The sequence below is a fragment of the Kribbella shirazensis genome, assembly GCF_011761605.1.
Taxonomy (GTDB): domain Bacteria; phylum Actinomycetota; class Actinomycetes; order Propionibacteriales; family Kribbellaceae; genus Kribbella; species Kribbella shirazensis.
In genome coordinates, this window is record NZ_JAASRO010000001.1 from 2705529 (window position 1) to 2719461 (window position 13933).

General features: G+C 68.2%; 18 protein-coding genes and 1 tRNA gene. 6 read left to right on the forward strand and 13 right to left on the reverse strand.

Translation table 11 applies throughout. The annotated features are described in order from the left end of the window. Window positions 1-34: 34 nt before the first annotated feature. Both BJY22_RS13280 and BJY22_RS13285 read right to left on the reverse strand, forming a co-directional pair. Window positions 35-676, reverse strand: coding sequence for a TetR family transcriptional regulator (locus BJY22_RS13280; RefSeq protein ID WP_167206628.1), 642 nt, complete (start codon window positions 674-676; stop codon window positions 35-37). A gap of 59 nt (window positions 677-735) precedes the next feature. Continuing rightward, entirely contained in the window at window positions 736-1734 is a 999-nt protein-coding gene (locus BJY22_RS13285) for an acyl-CoA desaturase (RefSeq protein ID WP_167206630.1), read from the reverse strand. Window positions 1735-1857: 123 nt separating this feature from the next. On the opposite strand from BJY22_RS13285, the gene BJY22_RS13290 reads away from it, so the two are divergent. The 3 genes from BJY22_RS13290 to BJY22_RS41605 all read left to right on the forward strand — a co-directional run bounded on the left by BJY22_RS13290 (window position 1858) and on the right by BJY22_RS41605 (window position 4162). After that, a tRNA-Gln gene (locus BJY22_RS13290) sits at window positions 1858-1929 on the forward strand. A gap of 172 nt (window positions 1930-2101) precedes the next feature. Further along, window positions 2102-2506, forward strand: coding sequence for a nuclear transport factor 2 family protein (locus BJY22_RS13295; RefSeq protein WP_167206632.1), 405 nt, complete (start codon window positions 2102-2104; stop codon window positions 2504-2506). A 27-nt stretch (window positions 2507-2533) separates the two neighbouring features. Then, window positions 2534-4162: a helix-turn-helix transcriptional regulator gene (locus BJY22_RS41605; RefSeq protein WP_167206634.1), complete on the forward strand. Its 1629-nt coding sequence runs from the start codon at window positions 2534-2536 to the stop codon at window positions 4160-4162. A 149-nt stretch (window positions 4163-4311) separates the two neighbouring features. Here BJY22_RS41605 and BJY22_RS13305 read toward each other — a convergent pair whose 3' ends face one another. After that, complete coding sequence (locus BJY22_RS13305; protein WP_167206636.1) at window positions 4312-4767, reverse strand: hypothetical protein; 456 nt, start codon at window positions 4765-4767, stop codon at window positions 4312-4314. 72 nt (window positions 4768-4839) lie between these two features. Beyond that, window positions 4840-5160: a hypothetical protein gene (locus BJY22_RS13310; protein ID WP_167206638.1), complete on the reverse strand. Its 321-nt coding sequence runs from the start codon at window positions 5158-5160 to the stop codon at window positions 4840-4842. Between the two features lie 61 nt (window positions 5161-5221). Between BJY22_RS13310 and BJY22_RS13315 the strand changes: the two genes are divergently transcribed. Beyond that, the gene (locus BJY22_RS13315; protein ID WP_167206640.1) at window positions 5222-5776 is read left to right on the forward strand and encodes a hypothetical protein; all 555 of its coding nucleotides are present in this window, start codon (window positions 5222-5224) and stop codon (window positions 5774-5776) included. Window positions 5777-5922: 146 nt separating this feature from the next. Further along, complete coding sequence (locus BJY22_RS13320) at window positions 5923-6345, forward strand: hypothetical protein (RefSeq protein WP_167206642.1); 423 nt, start codon at window positions 5923-5925, stop codon at window positions 6343-6345. A gap of 29 nt (window positions 6346-6374) precedes the next feature. Here the strand turns inward: BJY22_RS13320 and BJY22_RS13325 are convergent, their stop codons facing one another. The 7 genes from BJY22_RS13325 to BJY22_RS13355 form a co-directional block, all read right to left on the reverse strand. After that, the gene (locus BJY22_RS13325; RefSeq protein WP_167206644.1) at window positions 6375-6923 is read right to left on the reverse strand and encodes a GNAT family N-acetyltransferase; all 549 of its coding nucleotides are present in this window, start codon (window positions 6921-6923) and stop codon (window positions 6375-6377) included. Window positions 6924-6965: 42 nt separating this feature from the next. Further along, window positions 6966-7436, reverse strand: coding sequence for an NUDIX hydrolase (locus BJY22_RS13330; protein ID WP_167206646.1), 471 nt, complete (start codon window positions 7434-7436; stop codon window positions 6966-6968). After that, window positions 7436-8404 carry a pyridoxal-phosphate dependent enzyme gene (locus tag BJY22_RS13335; RefSeq protein ID WP_167206647.1) on the reverse strand — a complete coding sequence of 323 codons (969 nt, stop codon included), beginning with the start codon at window positions 8402-8404 and terminating at the stop codon, window positions 7436-7438. The genes BJY22_RS13330 and BJY22_RS13335 overlap by 1 nt, the downstream gene beginning before the upstream one ends. Before the next feature lie 123 nt (window positions 8405-8527). Further along, on the reverse strand, window positions 8528-9103 hold the full coding sequence (locus BJY22_RS13340; RefSeq protein ID WP_167206649.1) for a nucleotidyltransferase domain-containing protein: 576 nt from the start codon (window positions 9101-9103) through the stop codon (window positions 8528-8530). 182 nt (window positions 9104-9285) lie between these two features. Beyond that, on the reverse strand, window positions 9286-9603 hold the full coding sequence (locus BJY22_RS13345; protein WP_167206651.1) for a hypothetical protein: 318 nt from the start codon (window positions 9601-9603) through the stop codon (window positions 9286-9288). Next, the gene (locus tag BJY22_RS13350; protein WP_167206653.1) at window positions 9600-10442 is read right to left on the reverse strand and encodes an alpha/beta fold hydrolase; all 843 of its coding nucleotides are present in this window, start codon (window positions 10440-10442) and stop codon (window positions 9600-9602) included. Before BJY22_RS13350 ends, BJY22_RS13345 begins: the two co-directional genes overlap by 4 nt. A gap of 66 nt (window positions 10443-10508) precedes the next feature. Further along, a protein-coding gene (locus BJY22_RS13355) for an IS3 family transposase (RefSeq protein ID WP_167206655.1) occupies window positions 10509-11779 on the reverse strand; the annotation gives its coding sequence in 2 pieces (ribosomal slippage) (window positions 10509-11506 and window positions 11506-11779; 1272 coding nt in all). A 57-nt stretch (window positions 11780-11836) separates the two neighbouring features. On the opposite strand from BJY22_RS13355, the gene BJY22_RS13360 reads away from it, so the two are divergent. After that, complete coding sequence (locus BJY22_RS13360) at window positions 11837-12310, forward strand: hypothetical protein (RefSeq protein WP_167206657.1); 474 nt, start codon at window positions 11837-11839, stop codon at window positions 12308-12310. On the opposite strand, the gene BJY22_RS13365 is transcribed toward BJY22_RS13360, so the two are convergent. Beyond that, on the reverse strand, window positions 12303-13514 hold the full coding sequence (locus BJY22_RS13365; RefSeq protein WP_167206659.1) for a DUF6596 domain-containing protein: 1212 nt from the start codon (window positions 13512-13514) through the stop codon (window positions 12303-12305). The genes BJY22_RS13360 and BJY22_RS13365 overlap by 8 nt on opposite strands. Beyond that, on the reverse strand, window positions 13511-13885 hold the full coding sequence (locus BJY22_RS13370; RefSeq protein WP_167206661.1) for a YciI family protein: 375 nt from the start codon (window positions 13883-13885) through the stop codon (window positions 13511-13513). The genes BJY22_RS13365 and BJY22_RS13370 overlap by 4 nt, the downstream gene beginning before the upstream one ends. Between the last annotated feature and the right edge of the window lie 48 nt (window positions 13886-13933).

Sequence of the window (13933 nt, forward strand, 5' to 3'; positions counted from 1 at the left end):
CCACGGGCGGATTTCGCCGTACGACCGCGGGTTGTTATTTGTGCGGTCTGGTGGCGAGCGTGGGCTTGGCCTCGAGGCCTGACAGGCCGTTCCAGGCGAGGTTGACCAGGTGGGCGGCGACGTCCGGCTTCTTCGGTTTGCGGGCGTCCAGCCACCACTGGCCGGTCAGCGCGACCATGCCGACCAGCATCTGCGCGTACATCGGCGCGTTCTTCGGGTCCAGCCCGCGGCGCTTGAAGTTCTCCGCCAGGATGTGTTCGACGCGGGTCGCGACGTCGCTGAGGATCGAGATGAACGACCCGGTCGACGAGCCGACGGGGGAGTCGCGGACCAGGATCCGGAAGCCGTCGGAGTTGTTCTCGATGTAGTCGAGCAGCGCCAGTGCGGCCTGCTCGACCAGTTCGTGCGCGCGGCCGGCCGTCAGCGACTGCGTGACACCGTCGAGCAACGCCCGTACCTCGCGGTCGACCACGACGGCGTACAGGCCCTCCTTGCCACCGAAGTGCTCGTACACGACCGGCTTGGAGACCTCGGCGCGGGCCGCGATCTCCTCCACCGAGGTGGCCTCGTACCCCTTCTGGGCGAACAGGCCGCGGGCGATGGTGATGAGTTGCTCGCGACGTTCGGCACTGGTCATCCGGATCCGGCCGGATCGCCGCGGTTTGGGTTCCGTCACGTCGTGATCACGTCAGCATCATGCCGCACTTCGGGTGTTGCGGGTGGAGGTTTTCGGTCTCAGGCAGCCTTCAGAGTACGCCCCGAGGCGTCCACGCGGCGCGCCTCCAGGCGCTCCTTCACCGGCCAGCGGACGTCGGACACCCAGCCGCGCTTCTCGAAGAACCAGATGCAGCGGGCGGACGTGTCGAGCTGGCCCTTGAGTACGCCGTGCCGCGCGCAGGTCGGGTCGGAGTGGTGCAGGTTGTGCCACGACTCGCCCTGGCTCAGGATCGCCAGCCACCACACGTTGCCGGACTTGTCGCGGCTCTTGAACGGCCGGTCGCCGATCGTGTGGCAGATCGAGTTGATCGACCAGGTGACGTGGTGCAGCAGGGCGATCCGGACCAGGCTGGCCCAGAAGAACGCGGTCAGCGCGCCGGTCCACGACCACGACCAGAGGCCGCCGATGACCGCCGGCGCGAGAAGACTCACGGCGACCAGGAGCGGGAACATGCGGGACACCTTGACGATGTCCTTGTCCTTCAGCAGATCCGGCGCGTACTGCCGCTGCGGGGTCTGCTCGGTGTCGAACAGCCAGCCGACGTGCGCGTGGAAGAAGCCCTTGGTGAGTGCGCCGAGGGTGTTGCCGTACTTCCACGGGCTGTGCGGGTCGCCGTCGCGGTCGGAGAACTTGTGGTGCTTGCGGTGGTCGGCGACCCAGCGGATCACCGGCCCCTCGATCGCCAGCGAGCCGGCGATGGCGAGGGCGTACTTCAGCGGACGGTTCGGCTTGAACGACTTGTGCGTGAACAGCCGGTGGAAACCGATCGAGATGCCGTGGCCGGCGATCGTGTAGAAGACCACGGCGAGTACGACGTCCCGCCAGCCGAGGAACCCGCCCCACGCGATCGGCACCGCCGCCAGCACCGCCAGGAACGGGATGCCGATGAACAGCGCCAGCGCGACCTGCTCCCAGAGCTTCTTCTGCTCGCCTCCGAGCGTCCCGGTCTGCACGTCCTCGACGTCCGGCACGGTACGGGTGGGCGCCTCCGGGGCGGCAACGGCGGGTGGAGTCATAACTGTTCATCCCTCGGGTCAGGGGGTCCTTACCTACGCTACCGTAACCTACGGAGCCGTAGGTTTGGAACCCCTGAGCGTGTCATCCACCCCACTCATGGCAAACTGTCCCGGCAACCACGATCCCCCGTGGGGTAATCGGCAGCCCGCGAGACTTTGAATCTCGAAGACCAGGATCGAAACCTGGCGGGGGAGCAGCGCAAAACCCCGGCTCTGGAGTCTCGGAGCCGGGGTTTTGCTGTCCTCAACGCACTCATCTGCCGGGATCAGTGGAATTGCTGACCACCCCCTGCGGGAGGATCGTCAATCCGCCCGATGTGGCGGCCGGTTCCCACCTCCTATCGTCGCTGTGTGACGAGCCCGAGCGATGGAGGACATCATGAGCAGCCACCCGAATGGTGCGGTCATTGACCGGATGACCCAAGCGATCGTCGAGAACGACCGCGAGACACTGAGCCGCGTCTTCACCGACGACATGGTCTTCCACGGCCGTGGTCCGATTCCGTTCGCAGGCGACCACCACGGAGTCGACGGCTTGCTGGCGGCCCTTCGCACCGTCTTCGAGCTGACCGACGGGGACGTGAAGCTGGAGCAGTTGTTCTGCCTGGCTGACGACGAATGGGGGGCGGAGTGGGAGCACGCCGTCTATGGCCGAAACGGGCGGACGCTGGAGATGAATGACTCCTTCATCTACCGGTTCGACGACGGTCGAATCCGCGAGATGTGGTTCATCGCGGCGGGCCCAGCCGAGGCGGCATCGTTCTGGGCATAAGCGCCGTAGTCGCGCGACACTGAGCCCATGGGCACCGGCAACGGGCCCGGACGCGAGGCGTTCGACAAGCAGGCCTGGCGGCGGGCGTACGACGAGTTGTCCGCGGCCGCAGTCGCGGAGCCGCTCGAGGTCGACGATCTCGAGCGGCTGGCGTCCGCGGCCTACCTCGCCGGACTCAGCGACGAGAGCCGGTCCGCCTGGATCAGCGCGCACGAGAAGTGCGCCCACGTCGGCGACGTTGCACGGGCGGCCCGGTGCGCCTTCTGGCTGGCTTTCGCGCTGTTGAACGCCGGCGACCTGGCGCGCGGAGGCGGTTGGGTCGACCGCGCCCAGCGGCTGCTGGACGACCGCAAGATCGACTGCGTCGAACGCGGTTACCTGCGTTACGCGGCCGCGCTGCGCGCAGCGTTCTCCGGCGACGCGCGCACCGGCTACGAGGCGTTTCACGCGGCGGCGGAGCTCGGCGTCCTCTTCCGTGACCCCGAGCTCGCAGCGCTGGCACGGATCGGCGAAGGCAGGTGCCTGATCTGGCTCGACCGAGTGGACGAGGGGGTCGCCCTGCTCGACGAGGGGATGGTCGCCATCGAGGCCAACGACGTCTCGCCGATCGCGATCGGCGATGCCTACTGCACTGCCATCGAGGGCTGCACCGAACTGTTCGACGTCCGCCGCGCCCACACGTGGACCGCCGCGCTGAGCCGCTGGGTGGACGGCCAGCCAGAGCTCATGCTGTATCGAGGTCAGTGCCTGATCCATCGCGCCGAGATGCTCTACCTTCGCGGGGACTGGGACGCCGCAGCCGAACAGATCGAGGAGGCTTACCGCCGCCTGGCCGATCCGGTGGGGCAACGGTCGCGGGTCGCCGCTGCTTACCTGAAGGGCGACCTGCACCGGCTCCGTGGCCAGGACCGCGCCGCCGAGGCCGAGTTCCAGCTGGCCAGCGAGCTCGGCCGCGATCCGCAGCCGGGGCTCGCGCTGCTGCGCTTGGCCACGGGAAAGGTCGAGGCCGCCGCCGCCTCCATCCGGAGGGCGTACCGCGAGGCCGGTGACCCCCTGTCCCGCGCGCGATTGGCCGGCGGCTACGTCGAGATCCTCCTCGCTGACGGTGATGTCGCCGCTGCACGGTCTGCCGCCGACGAGCTCGGCACGGTGGCCGGCACGCTCGGGCGACCGCTGCCGACCGCGCTGCACCTGCAGGTCCTGGGCGCCGTGCTGCTGGCGGAGGATCAGCCCGAACCCGCACTGTCCGCCCTTCGGCAGGCACTGGCGGGTTGGCGCGAGCTCGACGCGGCGTACGAGGCGGCCCGCACGCGGATGCTGATCGCGGCCGCGTGCCGAGCGATAGGGGACGACGACAGTGCCGAGCTCGAGGTCGCCGGTGCCCTCGCCGTGTTCGATCGCCTCAACGCGGTCCGCGACGCCGCCGCTGCCAGGGCTGCGCAGCATGTGGCGGCATCGCCGTCCAGCGGTCTGACAAGCCGGGAGGAAGAAGTCCTGGCCCACATCGCCAAGGGGCTCACCAACCGTCAGATCGCCGAGCGTCTCGTCGTCAGCGAGAAGACCGTGGCAACCCACGTCGGCCACATCCTCACGAAGCTGGGACTGTCCAGCCGGGCCGCCGCCACCGCCTACGCGTACGAACACGGCCTGCAGTGACCGGGCTCCCGGCGCAGCGGGGGCTGTGGTCGGGTGCCGCACAGGCTCGCTCGGAGACGTCCCCTCGGATACACCGTCTCACCTCGGCCCGATGCAGGGTTTTCGTTGTTTACGCGTAGTCGCGGTGTTGTGCTGGTCGGGCGGCCTTGCTACACGGAAATCCAGCAGTAGAGCCGCTGACTGGCGGCTTGCGCCCGACCCGCAAGGCCTGCGAGGTCCCGCAGAATCTCCGTCAGCGTGTCGGGGTCAGCGCTTCCCCAGAACTCCTCTGTCCGCGACCACGGCACGGCGACTTCGGCCAGCCGTTCGGGGCACGCTTCTGCGAGGGCGATCGTCAGGCTGTCGGCCAGCGCCAGGACAACCCGTTCCCCGCCGTCACGGATGGCCAGCGGCTGCCCGACAGCGCTCGCGTCATACGGCCGCCCAGTCAGCAACGCCTCGAGCGTGCCCATCTGGACCACCGGATCGATTCCTTTCACCGACACCGTGTCAAACGCCTGAGCAGACGCATCCGGGTCGGCGGTCCCAGGACCGCCGACCCGATCAATGGCGGATGCGGCCTGTTCGTCGGAGTCGGCAGCGAAGTAGTCAAAGAGAACACCCATGGCGCGCATCCTGCCCGACCTCCAGGGTCGCGACCTGGCGGGGGGAGCTAGCAGTACTTCGTCACGGCGGTTCTACCGCTCGCGGGGTGACTGGTGGCGGGCGGGTGGTTGGGGGCGGCGGTGGGCGTGGATGACTGCGGTGGTCCAGGTCAGGGACGCGAGTGCCAGGCCTGCCGCGGCGCCGGTGCCTGCGCTGCCGAGGAGGCTGCCGATCGCGGCGCCTGTTGCGCCGAGGGTGAGTAGGGCGGCCAGGAGGAGTGCGCAGCCGTCGCCGCCCGTTCCGAGGTCGCGTAGGCGTTTGTCCAGTGGGCGGCGGCGCTCCATCAGCAGCAGCACCTGCGCGCTGAGCACCAGCGCGACCACCAGCAGCAGCACGAACGGAGCGATTCCCACCGCCTCAGTGTGCGGGTAGTAGGGCCTTGCGGCGGTCAGTTGTGGGGCTAGGTTGTGCTCTGTGAGTCACCTGAGGGGGTTGCGGTCCGGTGTGGGCCGCGTGCTCGTGTGCTGGTTGTTGGTCGGGTTGGCCGGGTGTGGCGCCGTACCGGAGCGCGCGGGGGAGGCGGATGGGAACCGGGCACCTGAGCGGTTCAGGATCGTTCCTGACGACTATCACGTGCCGTACGCCGGGACCGCCGCGGACGGGCGGAAGTTCTTCCTCAGCGACGAGTTGTTCGTGCCCGGGAGCGGGACGGCGTACGTCGGACTGTTCCTGTGGAACGCGGACGGGACGTTCGCCGAACTGAAGGTCGACGAGGTACGCCGGCCCGAAGGTCTGCCCCCTGCGCAGGCGGCCTCGGCGGGCGCGGATCAGCTGGTCGCGGCGCGACTGGCTGAGCTCGGCAAGTACGTCCTCGAGCCGATCGACGTCGCCCCGTTCACCGTGAACCGCAACGGCGTCACCTTCGGCTGGGCAGTCACGCAGTTCGAAGGCACCTACTCGATCAACATCGAACCAGGCAACTTCATCGCGTACTACGAACCCTGGGACGGCCTCGAGTACGACACATAACCGGGTACTGCGGGTGGGACGCCGCAGTCCGGTGCAGGAACAGAACCTGGATGATCGGGCGATCGCGTTCCTGGTTCGGGAGATTCCGGTGGTGTTGGACGGGGACGGCCGCTAGCCTCTGCGCAGCTGGAGTGGAGGAGGATCGTGTGGGGTTTTTCGGGAGTTATGTGTACGCCGGTGGTGCCTGGCGCGAGGTCGATTCGGACGCGGAGGACGCCGTACCGCCGGAGCCGTACCTCGCCGTGATGATTCACGACAGTGACATCGCGATGATCCGCTACTCGCCGGCTGGTGCGGGGACCGGTGTGGCTTTCCTTGGGCACACGCCGCGGGCGTATTTCGGGGATCCGTCCGCGTCGTCCCCTACTGACACGGCTATCGAGGCGGCGGGGCTGGCTGCGTGGGCGCGGGTGGCTGGATCGTCACCGGATCCGCACGTCATCGAACGTTTCCTCGCGAGCGACGAGCAGGACGACACAGCCGACGACGTACCTGACGAGGACGTGTTCGTGGAAGTGAAGACTGCCAGGTTCATCCAGACGCTCGGGCTCCCGAAACTTCCGCAGTAACTCGGGCAGCCGACGCCGTACCTGACGGCTCACAGTTCGTCGTCGAGGTGAAGCGGGGCACGGCGGAAGGTGTCCTCGTGCTGCGCTGCCGTCGGGCTCAGGAAGCGCATCAGGACTGATTGTGATGTCGGGCTTCCGTCGGCGACGATCTGAGCTTCGGGAATGACGGGCCAGCCGGAGTTCTTGCTGTAGAAGGCCTGGTTGTGAGGCTCGCAGCAGATCAGGCCGAGATCTGCGGTGCTGGTTTCGATTCGCTGGGCGGCTCGCTGGACCAGCTTGCCGGCCCAGCCTTCGCCGCGGAACGACGGAAAGGTGAGCACGCTCGTCGGCGCGGACACCTTGTACGTCGTGCCCTCGTGCGTCACGACCAGGTGGACGATCTCCAGGTGGCTGACGACCAGGTCCCCGGCGACGTACAGCAGATGGTGGGGCTCGTACGCCGGGTTGGTGATCCAGTCGCGATACCTGAGCCCACCGGTGAATCCTTCCGGCCAGACGATGCGGAGAAAGGACAGGACCTGCGCCTTCAGTACCGCGGGCAGGGTCCCGGGCTCGTACTCGACGTACCGCATCTCCATGCCCTGAGTCTGGCCGCGTACCGAAGGACTCGCCACCAGGTTTCAGCGAGTGGTGATGTCGCGGGGGCGGTCGGGGAGGGCGTGGGTGAGGAGGTTGGTCAGGAGGCGGCCTAGTTGGGGTGGGAAGACCGTTTCGGTTGTGGTGGCGAGGTCCTCGGCGCGCCACCAGTGGAAGCCGAGGACGGTGCGGGCCTCGTAGTCGCTCAGTTGCGCAGGCGCCGGAGTGAAGTGGTCGACCCGGTGCAGCAACCATTCTTCGTGTACGTCGAGAACCTTGCCGTCGAACTCGTACGTGTGATCCCGCGACCACACCGGCGTACCTTCCGGCAACTCGGCCAGTCCGGTCTCCTCGTACGCCTCACGTGACGCTGCAGTCTTCAGGGACTCGCCAGGCTCGACGCCGCCGCCGACGGGGTACCAGCACTCGGCCTGTGTCTGTGGGTCTTTGGCGTGAATGAGGAGGACCCGGTCGTCCGCGTCGAGCAGCAGCAGTTTCACCGCGAGCCGCGCCATCAGAGGCCGACCCAGTGCCGGTACTTGTCCTGGTCGACGTTGCCGCCGCACACGATCGTCACCACGTGGCGTCCGGCGAAACGGTCGCGGTTCTCCAGGACGGCTGCGATCCCGAGCGCGGCTGATGGTTCGACGACGAGGCCGGCGTGGTCGAGGAGCAGGCGCATGCCGGTGACGATCGAGGATTCCTGGACGAGTACGGCGTCATCGGCGACGACGAGGAGATCGTCCAGCACCTCCGGGATCGGCCGCCGCCCGGCGACACCGTCGGCGATGGTGTCGATCGCGTCGGTCGTGACCACGCGCCGCTGCTGCCACGACCAGGTCATCGCGGGCGCCCCGGCCGGCTGGACACACACGATCTCAACCTTGGGCGCGAGCGTCTTCAGCACATAGCCCACACCGGTCGCCATCGCACCCCCGCCCAGCGCGATCAGCACCACGGGATGCTCGGCTTGGTGGCGCAGTTCGGCGAGTTCGAGGCCGATGGTCGCGGCGCCTTCGCAGGTTTCGAGATCGAGACTGTCTTCCAGGAGGCGGATCCCGTGGTGCTGGGCGATCGCGGCGGCACGGTCGCGGGCGAGTTCGTGGTCGCCGTCGACGAGTTCGAGTTCGGCGCCGAGGGCGCGGATCCGGTCGAGCTTGGCGGCTGTCGCGAAACGTGACGCGACGACCGTGACGTCGAGACCGCGGTCGCGGGCGGACCAGGCCAGCGCCTGGCCGAGGTTGCCCGCGCTCGCGCACACCACGGCGCGTGAGTTGCCGGCGGCGAGCTGGCTCGCGATGACCTCGGTACCGCGGCCTTTGAAGCTGCGAACCGGATTGGCCGTCTCGAGCTTGATGCTGACCGCACACCCGAGCACCGGCTCCATCGCCTCGCACCGATAGAGCGGACTGTCGAGAAACACCGGATCGATCAGCCGCTGCGCCGTACGAATCCGGTCGAGGTCGAGCCGCGTCCTCACCACACGCCGCACCCTACGGTCCGGCCGGTCCGTTCGCCGAGTCGTGGAGTTCGGCGGCGTTGGAGAGCCCCGATCCACGACTCGAGGTGAGGGGTGGGAGCCGAACGCCACGACTCGGTGAAGACGTCAGGTCAGGGCAGGGAGCCAGGCGTGGTTGGGGTGGCGTGGGGCGATGTGGTCGTGGAGCCAGGTACGACGGTGCGGGTCCAGGTGGGTGGCGACGTCGTGGAAGTCCTCGGTGTCCTTGGGGCGGTCGCTGCGGGACTTGAAGAGCAGGACGATCTCCGGGGCGAGGTACGGGATGCCGTCGGAGCTCGCGAGGGTGATCTCGTCGAGCGGTTTGCGGACGGTGCCGCGGCCGCGGTGGTAGATCCAGTCGGTGTCGTCGGAGGCCGCGAGGATGATGCGGAGCGGCGCCGGGAACAGGTCGTCGGGGAAGGCCAGTACGTCGGGACCGGGCGTCAACGGCTCGCCCGGCTCCCAGGGGCGTTGTTCGCCGGTGTTCGGGTTCTCGACCGTCGGCCGCGGATCGGTGAACGTCTCCGCGACACGGTCGAGGTCGCGGGCCAGGACGAGTACGTCGACGTCGGTGTGCGGTCGCCGTACCCGATCGACGAACAGATCGAGCGCCCAGCCGCCGGCGATCCAGTAGCGGGCGGGATAGTCGGCGAAGTACGCCTGGACGAAGCTCAGAGAATTCATGGGGGGACTCCCTCGCAAGAGGTCGGATGCGGTGAGCCCCGGGGAGAGTCAGAGCCGCCGAAGGATCCGAGGCGGCACCGCGCAGCAACTGCGCATGACAACCACCTCCTACTCGCTCTGACACTCAGGGTGGAGGTTACCTGCAGAGGCCTCCGCCAGACATGCGAATTTGCCGGGCAGGCTCAGGTCTTCGCGGCGCGGATGTCGGAGAGCAAGGCAATGATGGTTTCGATTCTCGCGGCGAGGACCTCGTCGAGTTCTCCTTCCACGCGGATGCCGACGGGCTCGAAGCCGTCGTCGTGCGCAAGGTGAACCGTGAGGGTCCGGCTGCCGATGATCGGGTAGTCGTACCAGTGCTCGAGTGGCTCCCAGTCCGTCTGCGGGAGGGCGGCTTCTACGGCGTCCCAGTCCCAGTCGTCGAAGGTGTAGTCGACGCACGCCGAGATGTGCCGCAGCGCGGCGCGGAGGTTGGCCGGCCAGACCCATCCTGCGACTGTCATGTCGTCAGTTTGTTGCCGAAGCGTGGCGCGTCCAGGAATTCGTGGAGGTGTTGTGCCCAGGGTTGTGGTTGTTCGAAGTGGCACATGTGGGCGGTGTCGGGGATGACTGTGAGTTGGCTGGGGACGGCTCGGTGGAGGCGGTGGGCGAGCTGGACGGGGAAGCCCATGTCCTTTTCGCCGTGGAGGATGAGGATGGGTTTGGCGAACGTGCGGAGGATCTGTTCGGGGTCGCCGGGGCACCACGGGTGCATGAGGCCGTTGGCGGCGCGTTCCTCGGACCAGTCGCCGAGGTCGGTGCCGAGGGATTCGAGCAGCTCCAGGTACGCCGGTGCGCGCTCGAGGTCCCAGACGAAGACCGTGGAGTTGCGCAGGGCGCCGTTCGCCTCGTCCTCGATCCGTTGACGGCGTTGGTACTCGTCCCAGTCCGCCAAGTACGGCGCGGCGTCCGCGGACGGGTACGCCGACGTGGACGCGAGCACCAACCGCCGTACCTGCTCCGGATGCTTGTCCACGAACTGCATCGCCGCCCGCCCACCCGTCGAGAACCCGACGAGATCGACCACCCCGAGCCCGAGCCTGTCGATCAACCGCTGCGTGTCCTGTACGACGTACTCCGGCTGCAACTCGTCCGCCGGCAACCCGCGACTGCTCCGCCCGCACCCGCGGAAGTCGAACAGCACCACGTGGTGATCCCGCGCCAACGGTTCGAACCCGGGCACCAGATACCCGTGCCCCACATCCGGCCCACCGTGCATCACCATCACAGAAGGCCCTGAACCCCGCCGCCCGAGCTCACGCACGAACAACGTCACACCGCCGACATCCACCACCGACTCCATCCACGCAGGATGTCATCGACGTCCGACAGAATGTCGTGAACCACCCCGGGTTTGATGCACCCTCGGTTATGTGAGTGCGACCGGTCGGTCGTCTCGGGTTTGTGCATAGTAGTTGGCCTCGGCTTCGGCGGGTGGGCGTCGGTCGAGGCGGTGCATGAGCCGGCTGGTGTTGTACCAGTGGACCCAGTCGGCGGTGATGGCCTCGAGGTTGCTGAGGCCGGTCAGTGGTCCGCGGCGAAAGGGGGAGTCGTCGCGGATGCATTCGGTCTTGTAGAGACCGATCGTGGTCTCGGCCAGGGCGTTGTCGTAGGCGTCGCCCACGGTCCCGATCGAGGGGCTGAGACCGTGCAGTTGCAGGGTCTCGGTGAAGTGCAGCGAGGTATATTGGGATCCTGCGTCCGAGTGGTGAATCGTCTTGTTTTGCAGAGGTTTCCCTTCTCTGAGGCGCAGTTCGGCAGCCTGTCTGATGGCGCGTTCGACGAACGTGGTGTGCTTGGACATCGAGCACTCCCAGCCGGCGATGAAGCCAGCGAAGGCGTCGATCACGAACGCGGTGTAGGCGAACGCGCCGCCGGCCAGCCGCACGTAGGTGAAGTCCGCGACCAGCAGCCGGTTCGGTGCCGGCACCCGGAACTGGCGGTTGACCAGGTCTGGTGCCCGGTCCGCGGCCGGATCCGGGACCGTCGTGCGTGGCTTCTTCGCGCGGGTCGCACCCTGCCAGCCGTTCGCCTTCATGAGCCGCTCGACCGTGCAGCGCGCCACCTCGACGCCCTCGCGGTTCAGGTGGGCCCACATCTTCAACGACCCGTACAGCGACTCCGGCACCCTCCGATCGTGCTCGTCAGGCTCGTAATACCCGGCCAGCACCTCGGTCACCGTCAGCTCCCACAGAGCACGTTTCGACGGCGCCCGCCGGGCCCAGGCGTAGTAGGTTCTCGGAGCGATCTGGCAGCCGTGCGCACTCAACGCAGCGCAGATCGGAGCGACCCCGAACCGAGCCCTGTGCTCGGCGATGAACCGGCAGATCACCGCTGTCGCGGGTCGCTCTCCCGCACGAAGAAACTCGTCGCCGCCTTCAGGATCTCGATCGTCTGCTCCAGCTCGGCGTTCTTCCGCTTCAGCTCCCGGATCTCCCGCGCCTGCGCCGTCGACACCCCATCAACCTCACCGGCGTCGACCGCTGCCTGGCGAACCCACCGGCGCAGCGTTTCCGGTGTCATTCCTAGCCGGCCCGCGACCGTGGTGATCGCCTCCCACTCACTGGCGTAATCACCCCGGTGCTCGGTCACCAACCGGACCGCCTTGGCCCTGGTCTGCTCGTCGTACTTCCTCGGCATGGATGCCACCTTCCCAACGAAGGAGGTGTGCATCAAACCCGGGGTGGTTCAGTCGCGATGACCGAGCTGGAGAAGGCGACCTGGACGGACGCCGACTTCGAGGTGATGGGGTGGCACGACGCCCACGTGCACGCGGTGAGCGTCGGCGTACGCGAGGACGACAGGTTTCCGTGGCAGCGTGTCCTGATCGACCTCGACTACATCGTGCGGTGGGTGGATCCGGCGTTCCCGCGGCGGTCGTTCACGTTCTGGGTCGCGCCGGCGACGCTCGTGTTCGACGAGGCGTGGGACATCACCGGGGAACTCGAGCCGATGAACGATCTCCTCGAGATCGCCGACCTGCACCGGCTCGAGCCGCCCGACGACCGCCGCGACCCGTTGTGGCACATCGAGGGACACAACTTCGACCTCCGGCTCCGGGCGCCCGGCTTCACGCAGTACTTCCGCACGCGTCCTCTCCACAGCAGATCGCAATACCTGACCCTGAGCGAACGCGGCGGTCTGAGCTTCGCCGAGGAGTCCTTCAGCTGAGCGCGTCCCGCCGTTGGATCAGGTGGTCCCGTTCGGTGGTGTTGGTGCATGCGGCGATTGCGGTGTCGTAGACGGCTCGGGCCTCGGCGATCTGACCGGTGCGGGTCAGGAGTTCTGCTCGTACGGCGGGGAGGCGGTGACCGGGGAGGTCGAGGTCGGAGAGGAGAGCGAGACCGGCTTGAGGGCCTTCGGATTCCGCGACTGCCACGGCCCGGTTGAGGCGCACGATCGGTGAACCGGTGAGTTCTTCGAGCTCCTCGTACCACTGGCTGATCCGTCCCCAGTCGGTGTCCCCGGGACCGGAGTGTTCGGCCGCGACGAGCGCCTGGAGCAGGTACGGCGTGGACGGTGAACGCCGGGCCAGTGGAGCGAGAAGTTCCAGCGCGTCCGCGATCTCGGACATCCGCCAGCGTGTCCGGTCCTGGTCCGGAAGCAGGACGAGCCGGCCGTCCTCGCTCCGGGCGTCGCGTCGCGCGTGCTGCAGCATCATCAACGCCTGCAGGGCAACGAGGTCGTCGCAGTACTCCGCCGGCGCCACCTCACGCAGTACCTGAACCAGCCGCAACGCCTCGCCGGCCTCGGCCGCCCGTACGACGTCGGCACCGGAGCCGGGCGCGTACGCCGCCGTGAACGCGAGGTACGCGATCTCCGCCACCGCGGCGATCCGCGCCTGCAGTGCGGCCCCGACCGGTACGTCGAAACGTGCGCCGCCGAGCCGCTTGCGCGCACGGGTCAGCCGCGCGGCCATCGTCGCGGTCGGGACCAGGAAGAGCCGCGCGATATCCGCGGTCGGTACGCCGAGCACGAGCCGGAGCGTCAGCGCGGCCGCCGACTCCGGCGACAGCGAGGGGTGTGCACAGAGCAGGATCAACCGCAGCCGCTCGTCGGTGGCCCCGGGGTCTTGGGAGGCGTCGACCAGGACCCGCCGGGCGTTCGCGGTGATCTCGGCCTCGATCGCGAGCAGCGGCAAGGACTTGGCCGCGACGGCTTCGGCGCGCAGGCGGTCGAGCGCGCGGCGACGGGCCGTGGTCAGCAACCAGGCCGACGGATTGGCCGGAGCTCCGTCGTCCGCCCAGGTCCGCGCCGCCGACGCGAACGCCTCCGCGAGTGAGTCCTCGGCCAGGTCCAGCCGCCGGAACTGCGCGGCGAGCAGAGCCAGCAGGCGGCCCCAGTCGTCGCGCATCGCGGTCTCGAGTGGGGTCACTCGTCCGGTACTCCGACGTCGAGGCACTCGCGGACCTCGATGTCGTATTCGCGGGGGAGGAGCGATGCCACCTCGAGTGCTGTCGCGAGGTCGGGGAGTTCGACGAGGTAGAACCCGCCGAGTTGCTCGACCGTCTCGGCGTACGGCCCCTCGGTGACCTGCTGTCCGTCTCCGTCCGGCCGCAGCGTGCGGGCGTCACGCGGATGGACGAGCGCCTCACCCCCGCGGAACCGTCCGCGTTCACGAACGGCGGCGGTGAACGCGCGATAGGCCGCGAACACCCGCTCGCGTTCGGCGTCGTCGGCGGCGTCCCACCGGGCGAAGTGGTCGGGCTCCGCCAGCAGGATCAGGAATCGTGTCAGGTCGGCCATGGAGGTCCCTTTCGAAGGTCGTGTCACTGCGATGACGTGCACGACGAC